Source organism: Deinococcus sp. JMULE3, assembly GCF_013337115.1.
In the GTDB taxonomy this organism is placed as follows: domain Bacteria; phylum Deinococcota; class Deinococci; order Deinococcales; family Deinococcaceae; genus Deinococcus.
The window spans coordinates 454,115-475,285 of sequence record NZ_SGWE01000004.1 but is presented as its reverse complement, the minus strand read 5'-3'; the positions used below and the strand labels follow the sequence as shown (position 1 = coordinate 475,285).

The 21,171-nt window shown below is 69.0% G+C and carries 21 protein-coding genes and 1 riboswitch; of the genes, 12 read left to right on the top strand and 9 right to left on the bottom strand.

The annotated features are described in order from the left end of the window. The first annotated feature begins 70 nt into the window (after positions 1–70). Entirely contained in the window at positions 71–298 is a 228-nt protein-coding gene (locus tag EXW95_RS05070) for an M-like protein (protein ID WP_174366549.1), read from the top strand. Positions 299–404: 106 nt separating this feature from the next. Here EXW95_RS05070 and EXW95_RS05065 read toward each other — a convergent pair whose 3' ends face one another. Continuing rightward, positions 405–1,508 (bottom strand): diguanylate cyclase, encoded by a 1,104-nt coding sequence (locus EXW95_RS05065; protein ID WP_174366548.1) that lies wholly within the window; start codon positions 1,506–1,508, stop codon positions 405–407. Between the two features lie 172 nt (positions 1,509–1,680). Here EXW95_RS05065 and EXW95_RS05060 point away from each other — a divergent pair, with 172 nt between their 5' ends. After that, positions 1,681–2,067, top strand: coding sequence for a Fur family transcriptional regulator (locus EXW95_RS05060; protein ID WP_174366547.1), 387 nt, complete (start codon positions 1,681–1,683; stop codon positions 2,065–2,067). 63 nt (positions 2,068–2,130) lie between these two features. Here the strand turns inward: EXW95_RS05060 and era are convergent, their stop codons facing one another. Then, the gene (era, locus tag EXW95_RS05055) at positions 2,131–3,051 is read right to left on the bottom strand and encodes a GTPase Era (RefSeq protein WP_174366546.1); all 921 of its coding nucleotides are present in this window, start codon (positions 3,049–3,051) and stop codon (positions 2,131–2,133) included. 119 nt (positions 3,052–3,170) lie between these two features. Between era and EXW95_RS05050 the strand changes: the two genes are divergently transcribed. Then, a complete protein-coding gene (locus EXW95_RS05050) occupies positions 3,171–3,776 on the top strand; it encodes a YIP1 family protein (RefSeq protein WP_174366545.1) in 606 nt (201 codons plus the stop codon). Between the two features lie 99 nt (positions 3,777–3,875). Here the strand turns inward: EXW95_RS05050 and EXW95_RS21140 are convergent, their stop codons facing one another. The 3 genes from EXW95_RS21140 to EXW95_RS05035 all read right to left on the bottom strand — a co-directional run bounded on the left by EXW95_RS21140 (position 3,876) and on the right by EXW95_RS05035 (position 7,612). Then, the gene (locus EXW95_RS21140) at positions 3,876–4,700 is read right to left on the bottom strand and encodes a transglutaminase family protein (RefSeq protein WP_174366544.1); all 825 of its coding nucleotides are present in this window, start codon (positions 4,698–4,700) and stop codon (positions 3,876–3,878) included. A 141-nt stretch (positions 4,701–4,841) separates the two neighbouring features. Beyond that, positions 4,842–5,795, bottom strand: coding sequence for an alpha-E domain-containing protein (locus tag EXW95_RS05040; RefSeq protein WP_174366543.1), 954 nt, complete (start codon positions 5,793–5,795; stop codon positions 4,842–4,844). Continuing rightward, positions 5,795–7,612 (bottom strand): circularly permuted type 2 ATP-grasp protein, encoded by a 1,818-nt coding sequence (locus tag EXW95_RS05035; RefSeq protein ID WP_174366542.1) that lies wholly within the window; start codon positions 7,610–7,612, stop codon positions 5,795–5,797. The genes EXW95_RS05040 and EXW95_RS05035 overlap by 1 nt, the downstream gene beginning before the upstream one ends. Positions 7,613–7,741: 129 nt before the next feature. Here EXW95_RS05035 and EXW95_RS05030 point away from each other — a divergent pair, with 129 nt between their 5' ends. The 3 genes from EXW95_RS05030 to EXW95_RS05020 all read left to right on the top strand — a co-directional run bounded on the left by EXW95_RS05030 (position 7,742) and on the right by EXW95_RS05020 (position 9,896). Then, positions 7,742–8,047 (top strand): hypothetical protein, encoded by a 306-nt coding sequence (locus EXW95_RS05030; protein WP_174366541.1) that lies wholly within the window; start codon positions 7,742–7,744, stop codon positions 8,045–8,047. A gap of 75 nt (positions 8,048–8,122) precedes the next feature. Next, the gene (locus EXW95_RS05025) at positions 8,123–8,584 is read left to right on the top strand and encodes a hypothetical protein (protein ID WP_174366540.1); all 462 of its coding nucleotides are present in this window, start codon (positions 8,123–8,125) and stop codon (positions 8,582–8,584) included. Positions 8,585–8,807: 223 nt separating this feature from the next. After that, positions 8,808–9,896, top strand: a complete 1,089-nt coding sequence (locus EXW95_RS05020; RefSeq protein ID WP_174366539.1) for a 3-deoxy-7-phosphoheptulonate synthase — start codon at positions 8,808–8,810, stop codon at positions 9,894–9,896. On the opposite strand, the gene EXW95_RS05015 is transcribed toward EXW95_RS05020, so the two are convergent. The 3 genes from EXW95_RS05015 to EXW95_RS05005 form a co-directional block, all read right to left on the bottom strand. Next, positions 9,886–10,923 (bottom strand): permease prefix domain 1-containing protein, encoded by a 1,038-nt coding sequence (locus tag EXW95_RS05015; protein WP_174366538.1) that lies wholly within the window; start codon positions 10,921–10,923, stop codon positions 9,886–9,888. The genes EXW95_RS05020 and EXW95_RS05015 overlap by 11 nt on opposite strands. Then, positions 10,920–11,249: a PadR family transcriptional regulator gene (locus tag EXW95_RS05010; protein WP_254605505.1), complete on the bottom strand. Its 330-nt coding sequence runs from the start codon at positions 11,247–11,249 to the stop codon at positions 10,920–10,922. The genes EXW95_RS05015 and EXW95_RS05010 overlap by 4 nt, the downstream gene beginning before the upstream one ends. 142 nt (positions 11,250–11,391) lie before the next feature. Further along, on the bottom strand, positions 11,392–13,362 hold the full coding sequence (locus tag EXW95_RS05005) for a carbohydrate binding domain-containing protein (protein ID WP_174366536.1): 1,971 nt from the start codon (positions 13,360–13,362) through the stop codon (positions 11,392–11,394). A 435-nt stretch (positions 13,363–13,797) separates the two neighbouring features. On the opposite strand from EXW95_RS05005, the gene EXW95_RS21270 reads away from it, so the two are divergent. From EXW95_RS21270 to EXW95_RS04985, 4 genes are read left to right on the top strand one after another with little or no spacing between them, the layout of a single operon-like run. Further along, positions 13,798–13,986 (top strand): DUF2256 domain-containing protein, encoded by a 189-nt coding sequence (locus tag EXW95_RS21270; RefSeq protein ID WP_174366535.1) that lies wholly within the window; start codon positions 13,798–13,800, stop codon positions 13,984–13,986. Then, complete coding sequence (uvsE, locus tag EXW95_RS04995; protein WP_371809913.1) at positions 13,983–14,885, top strand: UV DNA damage repair endonuclease UvsE; 903 nt, start codon at positions 13,983–13,985, stop codon at positions 14,883–14,885. Before EXW95_RS21270 ends, uvsE begins: the two co-directional genes overlap by 4 nt. Then, entirely contained in the window at positions 14,882–15,382 is a 501-nt protein-coding gene (locus tag EXW95_RS04990) for a gluconokinase (protein ID WP_371809912.1), read from the top strand. Before uvsE ends, EXW95_RS04990 begins: the two co-directional genes overlap by 4 nt. A 37-nt stretch (positions 15,383–15,419) precedes the next feature. Beyond that, positions 15,420–15,959, top strand: coding sequence for a 3'-5' exonuclease (locus EXW95_RS04985; protein ID WP_174366533.1), 540 nt, complete (start codon positions 15,420–15,422; stop codon positions 15,957–15,959). A gap of 272 nt (positions 15,960–16,231) precedes the next feature. Here the strand turns inward: EXW95_RS04985 and EXW95_RS04980 are convergent, their stop codons facing one another. Next, positions 16,232–18,274, bottom strand: a complete 2,043-nt coding sequence (locus tag EXW95_RS04980; RefSeq protein ID WP_174366532.1) for a hypothetical protein — start codon at positions 18,272–18,274, stop codon at positions 16,232–16,234. A 231-nt stretch (positions 18,275–18,505) separates the two neighbouring features. Then, positions 18,506–18,600: riboswitch (SAM riboswitch) on the top strand. A 140-nt stretch (positions 18,601–18,740) separates the two neighbouring features. Here EXW95_RS04980 and EXW95_RS04975 point away from each other — a divergent pair. Then, positions 18,741–20,078, top strand: coding sequence for an O-acetylhomoserine aminocarboxypropyltransferase/cysteine synthase family protein (locus EXW95_RS04975; RefSeq protein ID WP_174366531.1), 1,338 nt, complete (start codon positions 18,741–18,743; stop codon positions 20,076–20,078). Continuing rightward, positions 20,075–21,103, top strand: coding sequence for an alpha/beta fold hydrolase family protein (locus tag EXW95_RS04970; protein ID WP_371809911.1), 1,029 nt, complete (start codon positions 20,075–20,077; stop codon positions 21,101–21,103). The genes EXW95_RS04975 and EXW95_RS04970 overlap by 4 nt, the downstream gene beginning before the upstream one ends. The last annotated feature ends 68 nt before the right edge of the window (positions 21,104–21,171 follow it).

The following is a 21,171-nucleotide window of genomic DNA, read 5'->3' as shown; positions in this document are numbered from 1 at the left end:
CGGGCGAACCTCCAGCCGACATGAAGGGCGCGTTCAGGCGCGCCCCACGCGCGGGCGGTAGCGTGACGGCATGACGAACGACAAGCCCGAGCACCCCAAGACCGAGGACGAGATCAGCAACGTCGACCTGCAGTTCATGGGCAAACCCGACCCGGAAGCGGAAATCGACGCGGCCGTGGACGCCGAGAACAAGGCCGCCAGCGCCTACCGCCAGGAAGGCCTGGACAAGCAGGACGTCGCCATGACCCAGAGCATGGACGCCAGCGACCCACCCAGCACCAACATGGGCCAGGAGTAAACAGCACCGCCCACGACAGGCAGGGTCACCTCGGCGGGGTGGCCCTGCCTGCGTCCGGCCCGAGACACCGCCTAGCCCGAGACACGCGGCGCGTACGGATTCCGGATCAGGTGCGGCGACTGCCTACAGGCTGGCGTGTCGGCTGGGCGGAGTCCTGCGCGTTCAGCCAGATGCCCCACACGCGCGCCTGATTGCGTCCGCCGTGCTTCGCGGCGTACAGGGCCTCGTCGGCGCGCTGCGCGAGTTGCCGCAGCGGCACGGACGCCCAGCTGGCCCCGCCGACCGAGACGGTCACGCCCGCGCCGGTGGCGCGCATGGGGTGCCGCTCGACGGCGGCGCGCAGGCGCTCGGCGACGCGGTTCAGGCCGTCGCCCTTGACGTCCCGCAGGATCACGGCGAATTCCTCGCCGCCGTAGCGGTACGCGCGGTCTCGGCCGCGCCCCTCGCGTTCCAGCAGCCGGGCGACCTCCTGCAGGACCTCGTCCCCGACGTGATGCCCGTGCGTGTCGTTCACGCGTTTGAAGTGATCGATGTCCAGCAGCAGCAGCGCGTCGCCCGGCCCCATTGCCTCCAGGTCCAGGTCGAACTGGCGGCGGTTGCCCAGGCCCGTCAGGGCGTCGGTCAGCGCCGCGGACTGCCACTGGCTGGTCAGGCGCAGGACGTGGAAGCGTTCGCTCAGGACGCCCCAGGCGGCCAGTGCGCCCACGACGTTTGAGAGCAGCAGGAGGGGGTAGGCCTGCCCGAACAGCCTCGCGCCGTCCGGCAGGGCCAGCAGGGGCACGCCGTTGAAGGCGAACATGACGATCACGGCCGGCCAGTGCTGCCAGAACAGCGGGCCGACCGGGGGAATGAAGCGGCGCATCACGCTGGTCAGCAGGATGACGCTCAGGAGGCTGGGCAGCGCGGCGTACATGCCGATTCCGCCCAGCAGCACGCGGTAGATCATGATGGGCAGCGCGACCAGCAGTCCGGCGACCGGGCCGAACTGCAGGGTGACGAACGCCACGGGCACGGCCCGCAGGTCGATGACGACGCCGGGGGCGACGGTCGCCGGGAACAGCAGCATGGTCAGGCCCGCTGCCGCGAACGCCGCTAGACGCAGCGTATGGTGCCAGCCGCGCCGGGACACGGGCCACGACCGGAACGTGAAGCGCAGCAGGTAATGCACGCTGATCAGCAGGCACAGGTTGAAGAACAGTTCGCGCAGCATGGCGGCCTCGGCATGGCGGGGGAAGGGCGACGGGGGAGAGGGTGCGGGTGGATGAGCTGCGTGGAGTGGTTGGGGTAGTGTACCGCCGGACGCGACCTCTTTCCGGCGAGATGACCACACGTTATTGATCGCGGCATATCAAGAACCGGCGTGGAAGTGGTACGCTGAAGGCATGACCGCCACCCGTAGCACCCGCCAGCGTGACGTGATCACCCGCGTCCTGCACGACGCCGAGGGACCCCTCGGTGTGGCGGACGTGCTGGACCGCGCCCGCACCGATCTGCCCGCCCTTGGCGTCGCCACCGTGTACCGCACCCTGAAACTCCTGACGGACCAGGGCCGCATCCACCCCGTCACCCTGGACGGCGAGACGCTGTACGAGGCCAGCGGCAAGGGCCACCACCACCACTTCGCCTGCACCCGCTGCCAGCGCGTGTTCACGCTGCACACCTGCCCGGTCGCGCTGCCCAGCGGCACCGTGTACCCCGGCGGTTTTATCGTCGAGGCGCACGAGGTCACCCTGTACGGCCAGTGCCCCGACTGCGCGCAGGCCAGCTGAGGCGCTGAAACACACACAGGACAGGCCGCCCGTGTGTGGGGCGGCCTGCTGTGTGTGCAGTGGTTACTCGTACCCGAGTTCGCGCAGTGCCTCGACGTCCTCGCGCCAGCCGGGAATCACGATGACCTCCAGCCCCAGGTACACCTTGCGGTCCAGGAAGACCTCCAGCTGCTTGCGGGCCGCCTGACCGATCTCGCGCAGCTGCTTGCCGCCCGAGCCGATCACCATGCCCTTGTGCGCGTTCTTCTCCACGACGATCTCACCCTCGATGCGCTGCAGGCCGTCCTCGCGTTCCGTCCAGCGGTTCACGCGCGTCGCCACCGCGTATGGCAGTTCATCGCGGAGCTTCTTCATGGCTTCCTCGCGGATGATCTCCGCGGCCCACTGCTCGCGGCTCTGGTCACTGGCCGGGCCGACCGGGAAGAAGAACGGCCCCTCGGGCAGGATCTCCAGCAGCTGCTCACGCAGCGTCGCCACGGCGTTCGGGTTGTTCTGCGCGCTGAGCATCATGTCGCTCAGGTCACCGTCACGCCCCTCCAGCAGCGCGCGGTACAGCTTCATGGCCTCGTCGGGGTACTTGGCGGCGTCGGTCTTGTTGCCCACCAGGAACAGCGGCTTGGGCAGCTCGCGGACCTGACGCGCGACCAGCTGGTCCTCGTCGGTGGGCGGGTGACGCAGATCCACGACCCACACGATCGCGTCCACGTCCGCCAGGGCGCTGTGCACCTCATGGTTCATGTACTTGCCCAGCGCGTCCTTGGGCTTGTGCAGGCCCGGCGTGTCCACGAACACGACCTGCCGCTCGCCGCTGGTGTGAATGCCGCGCACGCCGCGGCGGGTGGTCTGCGGCCGGGGGCTGGTCGGGGCGACCTTGGTGCCCAGGAACGCGTTCAGGAGGGTGCTTTTGCCGACGTTGGGCTTCCCCACGATGGCCACGAAGCCGGAGTGGGTCTGCTCGCCGGAGGTCATAGAAGATTCCGTCATCGCGGAGCATTGTGACACGCCGGGGCGAGGGCAAAGGTGCCGCGCCCCCGCCCGACCATGAAGGAAGCATGAACGAAGGCGCGGGCAACTTCGCTGGCAAGGCAGCCGTACTCCGTGCCATGAGAAGCCCCGTGACCAGCGGTCCCGAAAGCAAAGTGCAGGACATGTTCGCCCAGAGCGTCGCCGTCCTGAGCCGCCCCAGCCCCGCCACCTTCGAACGCTTCGAGCGGCGCGGCGGCCTGACCGCTGCGATCATCTACGTCATGATCGCCGCCGTGGTCTCCGCGGTCATCGCGGCCCTCTTCTCCTTCCTGCACAGCGACGTGACCTTCTTCGGACAGCTGTTCAACCGCCTGATCACGATCCCGCTGGGCTTCCTGACCTTCACGGGCGCCGTGTACCTGATCGGGAAGACCCTCTTCAGAGGCACCGGCACCTACCCCGAGGTCGCGTACTCCTTCGCGCTGTTCTTCGTCCCGCTGAGCATCGTCAGCACCCTGATCGGCGTCATTCCCATCCTGGGCTGGCTCGCCATGTTCCTGATCGGCCTGGCCATGATCTACTTCGGCTTCCTGGCCGTGCAGAGCAGCATGAACCTCCGCGACCAGACCCAGGCGATCGTCACGCTGGTCCTCGCGTGGATCGCGCAGATGATCGTGGTGGGCGTGGTCGGCACCATCATCGCCGGGATCTTCCTGACGGGCCGCGCCATCACCGGCAACTGACTGACCGACCCCAACCGAACAGCAGGGCGCGTGGCCAGGAAGGAGACCACGCGCCCTGCGCTTTGCCATTCCCCTTCCGCCGAAGGGGGGACTGGAGGTTCAGTCCTCACGGTACACGTACACCGCCACCGACATGCTGCCCTTCCCACCGCCGTAATACGTGCCCCGCACCGGGGACACGTCGCTGTACTCCCGCCCGTGCGCGATCTTGATGTGCTTCTCGCGCGCCACGCAGTTGTTCGTGGGATCCAGACCCAGCCAGCCGTACCCCGGAACGAAACACTCCACCCACGCGTGCGTGGCCTCCGCGCCGCGCATCTCGCCGCCGCTGTACAGGTACCCGCTCACGTACCGCGACGGAATCCCCAGCTGCCGCGTGACCCCCAGCATCGCGTGCGTGAAATCCTGACAGACCCCCCGGCCATGCTGCGCGAACTCCGCCAGCGGCGTGTTCACCGACGTCGCCTCGGTGTCGTACTGGAACTGGCTGTACAGGAACGTGTTCAGGTTCTGCAGGTACTCGCCCAGATCGTCCTGCGTGGTGGGCCGCGTCACGCCGAACACCTCCGGCCACGGACCCGACGGCACCCGCGGACACGGCACCAGGAACTCCGTCAGGGGCGCCCGCTGGCCGTCCAGCGCCGAGACCGGCACCGGCCCCGGATCCGGCAGGTTGTGCGTGTCCACCATCGCCTGCGCCTCGATCCGCAGGTGCGTGTGATGCGCGTGCACATGCACCTGATGCACCAGCGCCCCGAAGTAATCCCTATGGGACGACACCTCCGCGTCCGGCACCACGTGCAGATGGAACGACCGGACCGACTGCCGCGCCTCCTGCGTCGGATGCAGCCGCACCTGATTGAACGAATCCCACGCCGGCTGCGGGTACCGGTACTCGGTCACGTGCCGGATCTCACACCGCATGCCGGTCCCTCCCGGTGCCCGGGCACTGCACGGACCCGCTCATGCAGATTTCGGTTGAAAGGTTTGCACCTTCTTTCAACACGAGCAGAGTGAGCAGATCGGTGGCGTTCCGATCTGTGAACGAAACAGACGGAATCCGTTTCATTCCTTCTCGAAGAACGCCGCGGTGATCGCCGCGCCCACCCGGTTCACGTCCACCAGCAGGTCCGGCAGCGCCGGATCGCGCCGGTCCAGGATGTCCTCGATGCGGGCGTACTCCAGCCGGGCCACCAGCCACCGCGACAGGCGCGTCACGTCCTGATGCGCGCCCGGATGCCAGCGGTCGATCTGCTCGAGGGCCTCGTGCAGGTTCTGCGCGCCGTACCTCACGCTGCGCGGGAAGTACTCGTCGAGCAGCAGGAACGCCGCGATACTGCGCGGCTCGATCCCCTCATGGACGCGCTTGCGGAACGCCTCGTAGGCGCTGGCGCCCTTGAGGACCTGCACCCAGCGCTGCTCGAGCAGCATGTCCCGCGCCGGGTCCGTCGACGGCCGCAGCGCCTCGGGCGTCAGGCGACCCTGCAGCACCCGCAGCGTGTTGTCGGTGCGTTCCAGCATCTGCCCGGCCCGCATGAACGACCAGCCCTCATCGCGCGGCAGGGTCGCGAACGCAATCCCGAAGAAGAACTGCGACGCGTCACGCGCCGACACGCAGAACTCGTACAGCCCGTCGCGGTCCATGACCGCGCCCGTCTCGAAGCACAGGTTCAGGTACGCGCGGTTGATCGCCTCCCACATCTCACTGGGAATCCGGTCACGCAGGCCCCGCGCGTTCGACCGGGCGAACGCCAGACTGCTGGCGATACTCGACGGATTCTCCCGGTCGAACGCCAGCCAGGACCCCACGCTGCGGGTATCCACCCGCCCGTAGCGTTCCCGCAGGGCATTCTCACCGCCGGTCAGGTCCAGCAGCGGCCGCCAGTGGTCCCGCGCACTCCCGGCGGATTCCAGCGTCGCGTAGTAGTTCACGCTCAGGAGCCGGGCCGTGTTCTCCGCCCGCTCCATGTAGCGGCCCATCCAGAACAGGTTCTCGGCCAGTCGCGACAGCAGCAGCATCAGCGCTCACCGCCTTCGAGCTGCTGTTTTTCCAGCTGCTGCTGGAACGAGTGCGACCCCGGTCCGTCCTCGGGGGCGGGCACGTCGCCGGGCGGCTCGGCGTGCGCCTGCTGACTCTCGCCGTACGCGGCGACCTGCGCGTCGTCCGCGACACGCGCCCGCGCGTGCATGTCACGCTCGTTCAGGGAGTTGCGGGTCGCATCGGTGAGCGGCTCGGCATCCAGCGGCACCGCGCCGAAGCCGCCCTGCCACTGCGACTGCCCCTGAGACTGGGACTGCGACTGAGATTGGGACTGCCCCCCCGACGACTGCTCCTGCCGCTGACCCTGCACGGCAGGCGACGTGTCCCCGTGCAGCAGCTGCGTCATGCCCAGAGGCGCCCCCGGCCCGTCGTGATCCAGGACCCAGGTGTCCTTGCTGCCGCCCCCCTGCGAACTGTTCACGACCAGACTCCCTCGCCGCAGCGCCACGCGCGTCAGGCCGCCCGGCACGATCGTCACGTCCTCACCGAACAGGATGTACGGCCGCAGGTCCACGTGCGCCGCCTCGAACCCACTGCTGTCCGGGTAGAACGTCGGGTGCCGCGACAGGCCCACCACCGGCTGCGCGATGAACTCCCGCGGATCCTGCCGCACCTTGTGCAGGTACGCCGTGATCTGATCCGCGGTCGCTTCCGGCCCGATCAGCATGCCGTACCCGCCCGCCTCGCCCACCGACTTGAACACCAGTTCGGCCGCGTTCGCCAGCATGTACTCCAGATGCTCGGCGTTCCAGCCCAGGTACGTGGGCACGTTGTTCAGGATCGGCGACTCGTTCAGGTAGTACCGGATCATGTCCGGCACGTACGCGTACACCGCCTTGTCGTCCGCCACGCCCGTCCCAATGGCGTTCGCGATCGCCACGCGGCCCTGCCGGTAGACCTCCACCAGTCCCGCCACGCCCAGCGCACTGTCCCGCCGGAATGCCAGCGGATCCAGGAAATCATCGTCCACGCGGCGGTAGATGACGTCCACCTGCTGCCGCCCGCCGGTCGTGCGCATCCACACGCGCCCGCCGTCCACGAACAGGTCGCGGCCCTCCACGAGTTCCACACCCATCTGCTGCGCGAGGTACGCGTGCTCGAAGTACGCGCTGTTGTACATGCCGGGCGTCAGCACCACCACCGTGCCGTTCTCCCGCGGACTGCTGGCCAGCAGCAGGCGCAGCAGCGCCGACGCGTAATGCTGCACCGGCCGCACCCCCTGACCCTCGAACATGCCCGGGTACACCCGCGTCATCGCCTGCCGGTTCGCCAGCAGGTACGACACGCCGCTCGGCGAGCGCAGGTTGTCCTCCAGCACGAGGTACTCGCCCTGCTCGTTGCGGATCAGGTCCGTGCCGACCACGTGCGTGAACACCCCGCCCGGCGGCAGCACCCCGTGCACCTCGCGCCGGAAGTGCGAGCTGGTGTACACCAGCTCCGCCGGGATGACGCCGTCCCCCATGATCTGCGCGCCACTGTAGATGTCCGTCAGGAACGCATTCAGCGCCCGGACCCGCTGCGTCAGGCCCGACTCGATGTGCGCCCACTCGGACGACGGAATGATGCGCGGCACCGGATCGAACGGAAAGGTCCGCTCGGTGCCCTGCGCGTCCCCGTACACCGTGAACGTGATGCCCTGATTCCGGAACGCCAGGTCCAGCAGCTGATGTCGACGCTCGAACTCCGCCACTCCCAGCTGATCCAGGTACGCCTTGACACCCGCGTAGTGTGGACGGGCGGCGCGATCAGCGGTGAACATCTCATCGAAAAACCTGCTCCCGGGCTCATACTCCATCGCGTTCCACGCTCCCCTGCATCCCTTAGATGAACCAAGATACGGAAAGCGCCGCCGAAGCGACATGCCGCCAGCCGACATGAGAACGGACGTGAAGAAACGCGTATGCTCCGGGCTACACTGCCCCCCATGACCGGAACCCCGATCCACCCCGACGACCGCGCCCGCCTGGACCAGGTGTTCATGCAGGTCGTGCTGGACGTCCAGGCCCAGGCCCAGCAGACCGCGCCCGCCCAGAGCGGCAACCTGGCCGCCATGTTCCACAAGGAAACCGTCACTGACGCCCTGCAGGGCTGCGCCATGCTGATCGCCGGGTGGAACCAGGGCCGCGTGGACGACGCCGGCCTGACCCGCACTGCCAAGGCCCTGCGTGCCCTGGACCTCCCGGACCTCGCCGCCCGCGTGGAGAAACTCCGGCAGATCGCCGACGCCTGAACCTGACCTGCACCCCGGCGGTACCCCTGACGGGCAGGCTCCCCCCGGCGGACCGGGCAGCGCGTACCATGGCGCATGCCACTGCGATTCCTGAAACGGGGAGGAAAAGACCCGGAGGCCAGCGCCCAGGCCCAGCCCTCCGGGGGTCCACGCACCGAACGGTCCCGCCGCGAGGACCACTTCGAGCAGCGCCTGCGTGACGCCCTGCGCGGGCAGCCGGTCGAGGTGCGCGGCGCCACCGTCCTGCGGGACGTGCTGGCCTTCACCGTCACCCCCGAGCGTCCCAGGGGCGCGCTGGAACAGGCGTCGCAGGTGAAGGTCGATTACGTGCTCGTCACGCCGGGCACGGACGAACCCCTGGCGGGCCTCGTGCTGTCCTCCCGCGCGTACGGCCGCGACCGCCGCCGCCCGCAGTCCCCGACCATCCACGACAGCGGCGAGAAACGGTCCATCGTCACGGTCGTGCACCTCAACCCCAACCTGCTGCCCGACGCGGACAGCGTGCTCGGCGCGCTGCGCGCCTACCTGCCCGGCTGACCTTCCGTGAAGGCCCGTAAACCTGGACGACCTGTCTGCATGTGCCCTAGACCGCCCGCCAGTGCCCGCACGGCGCCGGGGCCTACACTGCGGCCCATGACGACGCGCGGCTTCTTTTATTGGTTCGGTCACCACCGGGCCTAGTCGCGCTGCATCCCCACCCCCCGACGCCCGGTGAGCCCACAAGCCACCGGGCGCTGCCGTACACCCCAGGAGACCCGCCATGACGCACCCCGAACCCACCATCCACGCTGGCCGCACCGAGAACCTGAACGTCAGCGGCTTCACGCCCCTGATCACCCCCCGCGCCCTGAAAGCCCTGCACCCCCTGACCCCGCAGGCCGAGGCGACCGTCCTGGCCGGACGCAAAGCCGCGCAGGACATCCTGCACGGCCGCGACGAGCGCCTGCTCGTGGTCGTCGGCCCCTGCTCCATCCACGACCACGAGCAGGCGCTCGACTACGCCCGCCGCCTCGCTGACCTGCGAGAACGCGTGAAAGACCGCCTGGAAGTGCACATGCGCGTGTACGTCGACAAGCCCCGCACCACCGTCGGCTGGCGCGGCTACCTGCTCGACCCGGACATGAACGGCACGAACGACATCAACAAGGGCCTCGAACTCACCCGCAAACTCATGGTGCAGGTCAGCGAACTGGGCCTGCCCGTCGCCACGGAACTCCTGGACCCGTTCGCGCCGCAGTACGTGTTCGACGCCGTCGCCTGGGCCTGCCTGGGCGCTCGCACCACCGAGTCGCAGACGCACCGCGTCATGAGCAGCGCCGTGTCCGCCCCCATGGGCTTCAAGAACGGCACGGGCGGCGGCATCAAACTCGCCGTGGACGCCATCGTCGCCGCGCGCGCCTCGCACGCGTTCTTCACCATTGACGACGACGGACAGGCCTGCATCGTCCACACCCTGGGCAACCCCGACGGGCACGTCATCCTGCGCGGCGGCCGCGGCGGCCCCAACTACGCCCCGCAGTTCGTCACGGAGGCCGCCGGACTCATGAGCAGCGCCGGACTGACCCCGGCCGTCATGGTGGACTGCTCGCACGCCAACAGCGGCTCAGACCACACCCGCCAGAGCCTCGTGTGGCGCGACGTGCTGCACCAGCGCGCCGCCGGACAGGACGCCGTGCGCGGCCTGATGATCGAGAGCAACCTCCGCCCCGGCAAGCAGGGCATCCCCGCCGACCTGAGCACCCTGATCCCCGGCCTGAGCGTCACGGACGCCTGCGTCGGCTGGGACGAGACCGAAGCGCTGCTGCTCGAAGCTCACGCCGCGCTGGGCCGCGAGACCGTCAGCGGCTGAGCCGCAGGTCCGGTTTCGGCAGCCCGAGCGCGTGCCGTCCCCAGTCGAATCGGCCCGATAGAGAAGCAGGTTCATTCGGGAAGACCGCCTGATGCATCTGGTGATCTGCAGGCATCACGGAATACAGGTACGCCGCTTTCATACCCTGGCCGTCCCCGCGCCAGATCACGCTCTGCTGCTTGCTGCCCAGCTTCCGGTAATCCAGGCCGTAGAGCGCCAGCGGCGTCCAGGTGTTCATCGGAAGGGGCCGGGCCGCGCGGTGATGGTCGCTCCGGACCTGACCGACCATCCAGCTGGTCCTGCCCCAAGAGCTCTGGACCCATTCCACGGTTGTTCTGGGGGGCAGGGTTGCCAGACACTGCGGAGAGCCCCGTATCCTGCCTTGCTCGGCGGGCCAGCGCATGTCCTCATACAGGGCCAGCCCGTTCCCGCCACACCGTCCCGTTTCCCAGACGCTGCTGCCCAGCACCACCTGCGCGCGGCGAACCCGGTTGGGCCCCAGACCGGGTGCGGGCGCCAGCCGGTGCATGGCCCAGTAGCCGCTCCCGCGCCCCGCTCCGCTGCCGACCGGGGTAATGGCCACGTACACCCACTCGGTGCGCGGCGGCACGCGCAGGGTCCCGGCCAGCATCTGCCCGCGCGGGGCGTACTCATATCCCAGGATGTCCCGCAGGTCGTCGCTGCTCAGTTCCTTCGACCAGTTCCAGCTGGCCTCGCGCACGCCGGGCAGTGGGAGGGGCACGCGGGTCCACACCCACCAGCCTCCGCCCCCGATCACCAGGGCGGTCAGGACCGTCCAGCCCAGAGCGGTGGTGAACACGTGCCCCAGCAGGGCGCGGTTGGTGCCCGCCGGGCGCCCCATGGCGGTCACGGCCAGATGCTCGGCTTCCTCGCGGCTGAATCCTTCGGCCTCCAGTTGCCGCACCCGGTCGAGGAGGTGGGTGCGGAGTTCGGCGGCGACCTCCAGGCGTTCGTGGCGGGGCAGGCCGGTGGTGGCGCGGCGGACGTAGCGGGACACGCGGCTCACGCGAGGCTCCGGCTGATCAGGGCGTTCACGGCCGCCTGGAGTTTCTGCCATTCGCCGCGCCGCCGCGTGAGTTCCTGGCCGCCACTGTCGGTCAGGGTGTAGACCTTGCGGGGGCTGCCGCCGCCGGGCGTGGGGTGCCACTGACCCTCGATGAGTCCGGCGCGGCTGAGGCGCAGCAGGGCGGGGTAGAGGCTGCCCTCGCTGAGTTCGAACAGGCCGCCGCTGCGGGTGCCGATGTGCTGCGCGAGTTCCAGGCCGTAGCGGGGCTGTTCCTGCAGGGCGGCGAGGATGACGAGGTCGATGGTGCCGGATTTCAGTGGATTCAAGTGGACCTCCGCAGTCATGTCTTGCAATGCAAGGCTTGCTTGACCAAGTATGCGATGAGAGGCCTGACCCTGCAAGCAGAAGTGACCAGTTAGAAAAACCACCCCGGTCGCGTGACCGGGGTGGGGGAGAGGTCCGTTCAGGTCAGGGGTTCTGCACGAGGCGGAAGTCGCGGAAGCTCAGGCCGTAGTTGCTGCCCGCCGCGCCGACCGCGCCGAGGATCTGGAACTGCGCGCCGATGTTCGTGACGGGCGCCGTGAAGGTGTACGTGAAGGTCTGCTCGGTGCCGGTCAGGGCGGCCTTGCCGTCCAGGTAGCGGGTGAAGCTGCCGCCGTTCTCGCCGATGACCACGGCGACCTCGCGGGCGTCGGTGGCCTTGCCCTTGAAGGTCAGGGTGTAGGACTTCCCGGCCGTGACGGGCACGTTCGTCTGGTTCAGCTGGACGTGCCAGTTGTTGCTGGGGTCCACGTTCGTGACGTTCAGGGTGACCGTGCCGCCGCTGACGCTGGTGCTCAGGCGTTCGGGGACGTTGCTCCAGGTGCTCCAGTACGCGCTGCCGGGCACGCCCGCGATGCCGGGAACGGTCGCGGTGGCGTCCTGCGTGAACGCGGCGTTGTACAGCAGGTTGCCGTCGGCGGCGGGCGGACGGGCTCCGGCGGCGTTCCCGACGCGCTTGATGACCACGTTGTCGATCCAGACCGGGCCGGTCCCGGCGTTCCCCAGGTTGAATTCCAGGCGGGCGGCGGCGTCGGAGGTGGCGCTCATGTCGAAGGTCAGGGTCTGGCGTGCCTTCGTGGTGCCCAGTTGGACGGTCTTCTCGCCGGAGTACGCGGCGTAGCCCCGGTCAGGGCCGCCGCCGACCTTGATCGTGACGGGACGGGCGGTCTGCGCCCAGGCGTCGAAGCTGACCTCGTACTTGCCGCCCAGTTCGATGTTCAGGCCGTCCTGGCGGACCTGCACGGCGTAGGCGACGCTCCCGGCGTTGGTGATGTCGGCCTTCAGGGCGCCCGCGTCGTTGCTCAGGGTGACCTGACCGTCGCTGGTGTACATGGTCCAGAACTTGCTGTTGTTCACGCCGCTCAGCGAGGTGGCGTCGGGCGTCACCAGCGGATCGGTGTCACTGAGGTCGAACGACCCGTTGTACACGAGGTTCCCGTCGGGCAGGGCCGGGCGGGCGGGTCTGGGCGTCCAGGGGTAGGTCATGTCGGGTTTCGGTCCGGCGCTGCCGTTCTCATTCTGCATGCCGTACACGCGGACGTAATCCACGAGCATCTGGCCCTGGTCGGGGGTGGTCGCGTCGGGGTTCCCGTCGAAGTTGCCGCCCACGGCGAGGTTCAGCAGCAGGTGGAAGGGCTTGTCGAAGGGGGCGGGCCAGGCGTTCAGGTCGGCGTCGCTGGTGGGGGGATTGTTCTTGGCGCTCCACCACTGGGTCTTTTCACTGGTGAGTTTCCCGTCGATGAACCACTGGATCTTGCCGGGCGTCCACTCGACGGCGTAGGTGTGCCACTGGTCCATGGTGCCGCCGTTGGCGAAGGTGACGGTTTCGCCCTTGTACACGTTGTTGGGCCACACGCCGCCGTAGTGGATGGTCTGCGCGAGTTCGGTGGGTTTGCTGCCCCAGCCCTCGGCGATGTCGATCTCGCCGTTCGCGGCCCAGCCGGGGTAGGGGCTGGGGGTTTCGGGGAGCATCCACACGGCGGGCCAGAAGCCCTTGCCCCTGGGGAATTTGGCGCGGATCTCGAACCTGCCGTAGGTGCGGCTGAACTTCCCGGCGGTGCGGACGCGCCCCGAGGTCCAGTCGAAGGTGCCGGTGGTGTTCCCGGTGGGACCGGTGAACTGTTCCTTCTTGGCGGTGATCACGAGGTTGCCGCCCTGAACGCTGACGTTGCTGGCGCGGTCGGTGTAGTACTCCAGTTCGTTGTTGCCCCACCCGGCGACGTAGTCGTTGCCGTTCATGAAGCCGTTGCCGGTCTGGTAGCTCCACTTGCTGGTGTCCAGCTGGGTGCCGTTGAATTCGTCGGCCCAGACGGGCGTGGCGGTGCTGGCCCCGGTGAGGTTGCAGGCGCCGAGCAGCAGCGTGACGGGCAGCAGGATGGGCAGGGGTGATCTGGGCATGGGGGTTCTCCTTGGCGCGTGGGGCGCAGGGCAGAGGGCGCCGCGTCCCAGGGGGTGGGACGGTGGCAGGGACCCCGGCGGCTCGGGGTCGGCGGACGTTGGATTACCCGGAGCGTAAGGGATTCTGAAAGCGCTGTCAAGAATCCGGATCACGCTGGGATTCATGCGCCAGAGCGTCAAAACTGCTCACGAGTCGAACGAATCCGGCCAGCGGTGAATCTGCTCGCTGGGCGCGAATCATGGCCCCGGCACTGCCCGGAATCACGCGGAAACCGGTGCTGCACAGCCGCGATCCTGCGTGATGACAGCTTCCTGCCCCGGCGGTCTCTCGACAGACGACGTTCCCGGCCGGCTGAATACGTTTTCTCGCCGAACGAACCCGCCCCGTGAAGGGAACTTCACCCCCGCCTACGGAACGCCGCGCCCCGCCGCGCCATGCTGGCAACGATGCCTCGCCCGGAACGCCCCTTCGGCGGTGGACGCCCGCCCAGCCAGCGTCCCAGTAAAATCTGCGCCCACTGCGGCCTGCCCTTCACTTGGCGCAGGAAGTGGGCGCGCGACTGGGACACCGTCAAGTACTGCTCGGACCGCTGCCGCGCCGCCGCGAAACGGGACCGCACGTGACGGCTCCCACCTACGGACTGGTCTGTCTGACCACCGGCCCCGAGATCCGCTTCCGCACCATCACCCTCACCCGCTACCGCGCCCTGACGGCAGACCAGCGGTACGGCACGCTGCTCGACCTGTACGCCGACAACACCGCCCGCGTGCGCCGCGCCGCCGACTACTGCGCCGCGCGCGGCATCCGCCTGTACCGCCTCAGCTCCAGCCTGTTCCCCATGCTGGACCTGCAAGGCGACGACACCGGCGCGCAGGTCCTCGCGCACCTCGCGCCGCAACTGCGGGACGCCGGGCACGCCTTCCAGGATCACGGCATCCGCGTCCTGATGCACCCCGAGCAGTTCATCGTCCTGAACAGCGACCGCCCCGAGGTCAGAGAGAGCAGCCTGCGCGCCATCACCACCCACGCGCACGTCATGGACGCCCTGGGCCTGGAGCGCAGCCCCTGGAACCTCCTGCTCCTGCACGGCGGCAAGGGCGGCCGCGCCCAGGAACTCCAGGCGATCATCCCCGACCTGCCCGAATCGGTCCGCCTGCGCCTGGGCCTGGAAAACGACGAGCGGGCCTACAGCCCCCGCGACCTCATGCCCGTCTGCGAGGCCACCGGCACCCCACTGGTGTTCGACGCGCACCACCACGTCGTCCACGACCACCTGCCCGACCAGGACCACCCCAGCGTCCGCGAGTGGGTCCTGGCCGCCCGCCGCACCTGGACGCCCCCAGAGTGGCAGGTCGTGCACCTCAGCAACGGCCTGGACGGCCCGCAGGACCGCCGCCACAGCCATCTGATCACGCACCTGCCCGCCGCGTACCACGACGTCCCCTGGATCGAGGTGGAAGCCAAGGGCAAGGAGGAAGCCCTGGCCGCCCTGGGCGCCTGCACCCCGGTGCGAACCGCGTGACCCCCGGCCCCCTGCGCGTGGTCGTCATGGGCGTCTCCGGCAGCGGCAAGACCACCCTGGGCCGTGCCCTGGGCGCCGCGCTGCACGCCCCGTTCCTGGACGGCGACGACCATCACACCCCCCAGGCCCGCGCGCGCATGCACGCCGGGCACCCCCTGACCGACGCGGACCGCGCCCCCTGGTTGGCCCGCCTGCGCGCCGAACTGGACGCCCACGACCGCGTGATCCTGGCCTGCTCCGCCCTGAAACGCCCCTACCGCGACGCCCTGCGCGCCCCCGGCACCCGCTTCCTGCACCTGCACGTCCCCGAAGACCTGCTGCGCGACCGCCTCCGGCACCGCCACGGGCACTACGCCGGACCCGACCTCCTGCCCTCGCAGCTGACCACCCTGCAACCCCCACAGCCCGACGAGCCCGACGCGATCACGCTGCACGTCACGGCCCGCGACACTCCCGCCGACGTGCTGCGTGGGGCCCTGGCCCGACTCCAGCCCTGACCACCCCCCGCGCCCCGCACGCGCTACCCTGCGGGGCGTGAATGTTGTCGTGTTCGACCTGGAAACCACGGGCCTCTCGCCGGAACGCGACGGCATCGTCGAGATCGGCGCCGTCCGCATCGTGGACGGGCAGGTGGACGAGGCTCAGCGGTACGAGACCCTGGTGCGCCCCACCACCGCCGACGGCGACGCCATGCTGATCCCCTGGCGGGCCGAGAAGGTGCACGGCATCAGCAACGACATGGTCCGCGCCTCGCCCACCATCCATGAGGTCCTGCCGGAATTCCTGGAGTTCGTGAACGGCTGGCCGGTCGTGGCGCACAACATCGGTTTCGACGCCGGGTTCATGCGCGCCAACGCCGCCCGCGCGGGCCTGAACTGGAACCCGCAGGCGGAGTACTGCACCGTGCAGCTCTCGCGCCGCGCCTTCCCCCGTGAACGCGCGCACAACCTGACGGTGCTGGCCGAGCGGCTGGGCCTGAACTTCGCGCCCGGTGGGCGCCACCGCTCCTTCGGGGACGTGCAGGTCACCGCGCAGGCCTACCTGCGCCTGACGGAACTCCTCCGGAAGGCCTGAAGCGCGATACCTCCCACCTCCAGATTCGGCAGGGGAGGGGCTTGACCCGCCGAAACAATCACGGTACGGCTGTTTCACAGCCCACAGCCCACAGCCCACAGCCCACAGCCCACAGCCCACAGCCCACAGCCCACAGCCCACAGCCCACAGCCCACAGCCCACAGCCCACAGCCCACAGCCCACAGCCCACAGCCCACAGCCCACAGCCCACAGCCCACAGCCCACACGCGAAAGAACCCGGCCACCTGGACCGGGTTCCTTTGCTGTGAGCCTTACTTCGAGAGGCGCAGTTTGCGCTGGTAGGCGGTCTCCTCGGGGAAGGCGACCACGCCCGTCTGGGCCTTGAAGGTCGGGCTGAAGCGCATCTTGGCGCCCTGGCCGACGCTCAGGCCTTCCAGGCCGTTGAGGTTCTCGTACCACTTGTACGCGGTGACGGACACGCCGGCGCTCTTCGCGGCGCTCAGGACGCTGCGGTACCCGTCGTGCGCGAGCTGCGCGGCACCCAGGTAGTCCAGCGCGTCGTACTTCGTCTTGGCCTGCACGAACTTGCTGTCGGCGCTCTGCGCGGCGCTGCTGACGCTGCCCGCTTTGTTGGCGCGGCGCACGAGTTCCAGGATGGCGTTCGTGTTGTTCAGGTACGCGGCGGTCAGGTAGCGGTACTGGCTGTCCAGGTTGAACTGCCCGAAGGTGCGGGACAGGTCGTTGTAGGACATGATCGTCGCGCTCTGGTCGCCGGTGTTCACGAAGTGGAAGTCGCCGCTGGGGCCGTACGAGAGGTTCTGCTCGCTGTCGTACCCGTCGTGCGGGTGGCTCAGGCTGAGGTGGTGCCCGGTCTCGTGCACGGTGGTGTCCGTGAAGCCGTACCCGAAGTCAAGCAGGTCGGGCGTCAGGAAGGAGTACACGAAGCTCTGCGTGCCGGTCTCGCCGTCGTCGTACGCGACGCCCAGCAGGCCGCCCTGGCTGTTCGTGCTGTCGTTGAACAGGTAGATGGGCAGGTTGTACGTCCCGGCGGGCGTGGTCTTGTACGTCTCGCGCAGTTCCTTCACGCCGAACTGGAACAGCTTCTCACCGCTGAAGTCGGCGTAGTCGGGCGAACAGGTGTCCTCACTGACGCCGAAGAAGCACTTGTACACGTCCGCGAGGTCGCCGTCCAGGGCAGTGGTCTTGCTGGACTGCTTGAAGGTCGCGAACGGCTGCAGGACCTTCACGCGGTCCTGCAGCAGGCCGTTCTTCAGGACGGTGGCGGGATCGGCGGCGCCGTCACCCTGCTCGACATGCACGTCCAGGTTGATGGTGTCGGGCATCTCGGGCGGCGTGAGGGCCGCGCGGTAGATGGGGCTGGGCGTGAACAGCAGGTTGATCGCGGTGTAGCGGGCGACCAGTGCCAGGTCCGGGCTGACCTTGCGGCCGTACCCGATGTTCGCCTTGCGGGTACCGTACTCCCAGATGGGCGGCATGCGGTAGTCGGGGACCTCGTCGCCGTCAACATCCGGGTTGGTCACGTCAATCGCGTCGGTCCAGGGGTCAGGGTTGGCAGACAGGTCGTAGAACCACACGCGCTGCGCCGGGGCGTTCTCGCGGGCGCTGCCGCCCCAGGCGATCAGGCGGCGTGACGAGTAGGTGCCGAACGGCGCGCCCGTGTCGGTGTCCTTGGCGTCCAGTCGGGCGTAGCTGTGGAACTTGAAGTCCGGGCGGTCGTACCAGTTCACGAAGTAGATGGTGTACTCGCCGGGCTTGACGCCCACGCGGCTCACGTTGTCCGCCAGCCAGTTCTCGGTCTTCAGCGCGTCGACGACGATGTTGTTGTTCGCGTCGATGGCGCGCGTGATGTTGCCTGCTGGGGTGGTGCAGGTCGGGTCGCCCTGGCAGTTGAAGATTTTCTCGCGGCTGGTCAGGGCTGCCGGCTGGCTGACCTCCTTGGTTTGGACGAACTTGAAGAAGTCGTCTTCGAAGGTCTGGTCGGCGAAGACGTAGTTGTAGTCGAAGTCGAAGCTGGTGCCGGTCTTCTCGGTGCGGCCGTACGCGCTGGGGATGCGGTTCACGGCGTCGTAGCTGCCGGGGAGGATCTGGTCGAAGTCGGCGGTGCTGACCTGGCGGGCGGTGGCGACCTGACCGGGCAGGGTCTGGCGGTACCCGACGAACACGATGTTCACCTTCAGTTTGGTGTTGATGGTGTCCTGCGTGCCGGGTTTCAGGGCCTGCAGTTTCCCGAATTCGGTCTGCGTGCCGGGGGTGGGTGTGGGCGTGTTGGGTTTGGTGCAGCCGGCGAGCAGGGCCGCGCCCAGCAGGGCGGTGGCGACGAGTTTGTGGTTCATGAGTCTCCTGAATGGGGGTGGAGGAGTGGGCTGATCCGCGCAGGAGCAGCGTGGAAGCGGATGTCATGCCCGGCCCGGAAGGGGTGGACACATGGAAATGGGACGACCGGCTCATCATAGCCTCTTTCCCCCGAATGGGTGTGTCGATATGACGTATGCCACAGCTGGACAGCTCCCTTGACCCCCGCGCCCGGCTCACGCTAGGCTTCATCTCAGCTCCCGCGTGGAGCGACCCACTTCAGAGCGCCCGAGAGACCTGGCTCGTAGACGGCGCGGCAACCGGACCTCATCACGTCACGGTGCCAAGGCCAGCCCCGCAGGCGGGTCGACGATGACCGCCGCCGGGGAGCAAGAGGGAAGGTCACGCGGTGATATGTCAGCGCCCCTTCTCGAGTCCATCCGAGCAGGGGCGCTTCTCCATTTGCATTTGCGCCCCACCGACGCACCCCACCGAGGAGGCGCAGTCATGGCGCACAAGTTCGAGACGTTGCAGGTTCACGCCGGGCAGAAGCCCGACCCCACCACAGGCGCGCAGCAGACGCCCATCTACCCCACGAACAGTTACGTGTTCCAGTCCCCGGAGCACGCCGCGGACCTGTTCGGCCTGCGGCAGTTCGGGAACATCTACAGCCGGATCATGAACCCCACGAACGCCGTGTTCGAGGACCGCGTCGCGGCGCTGGAGGGCGGCGTGGGCGCGCTGGCGGTCGCCAGTGGGCACGCCGCGCAGTTCCTGGCGATCACGAACGTCGCGCAGGCGGGCGACAACATCGTGTCCAGCCCGAACCTGTACGGCGGGACCGTGAACCAGTTCCGCGTGACCCTGAAACGACTGGGCATCGAGGTGCGCTTCACGAGCCGCGACGAGCGCCCCGAGGAATTCACCGCGCTGATCGACGACCGCACCCGCGCCGTGTACCTGGAGACCATCGGGAACCCCGCGCTGAACATCCCGGACTTCGAGGCGATCGCGGCCGCCGCGCACGCGCAGGGCGTCGCGGTGATCGTCGACAACACGTTCGGTGCCGGGGGGTACTACTGCCAGCCCCTGAAGCACGGCGCGGACGTGGTGCTGCACTCGGCGAGCAAGTGGATCGGCGGGCACGGGAACGGGATCGGCGGCGTGATCGTGGACGGCGGCACCTTCGACTGGGGGAACGGCCGGTACCCGCTGATGACCGAACCCAGCCCCAGCTACCACGGGCTGAACTTCTGGGAGACCTTCGGCGCGGGCAACCCGCTGGGCCTGCCGAACGTGGCGTTCATCATCCGCGCCCGCACCGAGGGCCTGCGCGACCTGGGACCCACCCTGGCCCCGCAGCAGGCGTGGCAGTTCCTGCAGGGCCTGGAAACCCTGAGCCTGCGCGCCGAGCGGCACGCGCAGAACGCGCACGCGCTGGCGTCGTGGCTGGCGTCGCACCCGGATGTGGCCCGCGTGACCTACCCCGGCCTGAGTAACCACCCGCACTTCGACCGCGCGCAGCATTACCTGCCGCGCGGGGCGGGCGCCGTGCTGACCTTCGAACTGCGCGGCGGTCGCGCGGCAGGCGAGGCGTTCATCCGCTCGGTGGCCCTGGCGCAGCACGTCGCGAACGTCGGCGACACCCGCACGCTGGTCATCCACCCGGCCAGCACCACGCACAGCCAGCTGGAGGAGGCCGCGCAGCGCGCCGCCGGGGTCACGCCCGGACTGGTGCGCGTGTCGGTGGGCATCGAGCATATCGACGACATCCGCGAGGACTTCGCGCAGGCGCTGGCTGCCGCGCTCGTCGAGGCCGGTGACGCCACCCTGGGGGACGCGTGACCGCCCTGACGCACCCCACCACCCCCACCATGCCCCTGAGCGCACCGGACGACACGCCCGAACGATGTCACGCCGAGGACCGCCCCCACCTGCGGGTCGCGCGGCTGTTCCGGACCCAGCCGCTGCTGCTCGACTGCGGCCTGCCCGTCAGTGACGTCCGGCTGGCGTACCACACCTACGGGACGCCGCAGGAGACCGCCACGCTGGTCCTGCACGCCCTGACCGGCACGAGCGCCGTGCACGAGTGGTGGCCGGACTTCCTGGGCGAAGGGAAACCCCTGGATACAGGGCGGGACTACGTGATCTGCGCGAACGTCCTGGGCGGTTGCGCGGGCAGCAGCGGCCCCGCCGACCTGCCCACCCTGAACGGCCAGGACGCCCCGCTGACCCTGCGCGACCTGGCCCGCGCGGGCCGCGCCCTGCTGGAGCACCTGGGCGTCAGGCGCGTGCGGATCGTGGGCGGCAGCATGGGCGGCATGCTCGCGTACGCGTGGCTGCTCGAATGCCCCGACCTCGTCGAGAAGGCCGTGATCATCGGCGCCCCGGCTCGCCACTCCCCGTGGGCGATCGGGCTGAACACCGCCGCCCGCAGCGCCATCCGCGCCGCGCCCGGCGGGGAAGGCCTGAAGGTCGCGCGGCAGATCGCCATGCTCTCCTACCGCAGCCCCGAGAGTTTCGCCGCCACCCAGAGCGGGCAGCGGCAGGGTGTCCCCGCCATCACGTCCTACCTGCACCATCAGGGCGAGAAACTCCACGCGCGCTTCTGCGAACGCACCTACGTCACCCTGACCGGCGCGATGGACGCCTTCCAGCCCAGCGACGCGGAACTGCAGACCATCCGCACGCCCGTTCTGGCCGTCGGGATCAGCAGCGACCAGCTGTACCCGGCCGCCGAGGTGCAGGCCAGCGCGGCACTCCTCCCGCACGCGCGGTACGTGGAACTGAACAGCATCCACGGGCACGACGCGTTCCTGATGGACGCGGGCGACCTCCCGGAGCAGGTCAGCGAGTTCCTGAAGGGCTGATCCCCACCTCAACCCAGAGCAGGAAGCCGCGCCGCGTCCGGACACGACCTCCAGACGGGCGCTTCCGG

Bases quoted from the DNA above. Each gene is read 5' to 3' on its own strand.
- EXW95_RS05025 (WP_174366540.1), top strand. From the start codon at position 8,123: ATGCCACTGCGATTCCTGAAACGGGGAGGAAAAGACCCGGAGGCCAGC.
- EXW95_RS05060 (WP_174366547.1), top strand. From the start codon at position 1,681: ATGACCGCCACCCGTAGCACCCGCCAGCGTGACGTGATCACCCGCGTC.
- EXW95_RS21140 (WP_174366544.1), bottom strand. From the start codon at position 4,700: ATGCGGTGTGAGATCCGGCACGTGACCGAGTACCGGTACCCGCAGCCG.
- EXW95_RS05020 (WP_174366539.1), top strand. From the start codon at position 8,808: ATGACGCACCCCGAACCCACCATCCACGCTGGCCGCACCGAGAACCTG.
- EXW95_RS21270 (WP_174366535.1), top strand. From the start codon at position 13,798: ATGCTGGCAACGATGCCTCGCCCGGAACGCCCCTTCGGCGGTGGACGC.
- EXW95_RS05050 (WP_174366545.1), top strand. From the start codon at position 3,171: ATGAGAAGCCCCGTGACCAGCGGTCCCGAAAGCAAAGTGCAGGACATG.
- EXW95_RS04975 (WP_174366531.1), top strand. From the start codon at position 18,741: ATGGCGCACAAGTTCGAGACGTTGCAGGTTCACGCCGGGCAGAAGCCC.
- EXW95_RS05005 (WP_174366536.1), bottom strand. From the start codon at position 13,362: ATGCCCAGATCACCCCTGCCCATCCTGCTGCCCGTCACGCTGCTGCTC.
- EXW95_RS04980 (WP_174366532.1), bottom strand. From the start codon at position 18,274: ATGAACCACAAACTCGTCGCCACCGCCCTGCTGGGCGCGGCCCTGCTC.
- era (WP_174366546.1), bottom strand. From the start codon at position 3,051: ATGACGGAATCTTCTATGACCTCCGGCGAGCAGACCCACTCCGGCTTC.
- EXW95_RS05030 (WP_174366541.1), top strand. From the start codon at position 7,742: ATGACCGGAACCCCGATCCACCCCGACGACCGCGCCCGCCTGGACCAG.
- EXW95_RS05070 (WP_174366549.1), top strand. From the start codon at position 71: ATGACGAACGACAAGCCCGAGCACCCCAAGACCGAGGACGAGATCAGC.
- EXW95_RS05040 (WP_174366543.1), bottom strand. From the start codon at position 5,795: ATGCTGCTGCTGTCGCGACTGGCCGAGAACCTGTTCTGGATGGGCCGC.
- EXW95_RS05035 (WP_174366542.1), bottom strand. From the start codon at position 7,612: ATGGAGTATGAGCCCGGGAGCAGGTTTTTCGATGAGATGTTCACCGCT.
- EXW95_RS05065 (WP_174366548.1), bottom strand. From the start codon at position 1,508: ATGCTGCGCGAACTGTTCTTCAACCTGTGCCTGCTGATCAGCGTGCAT.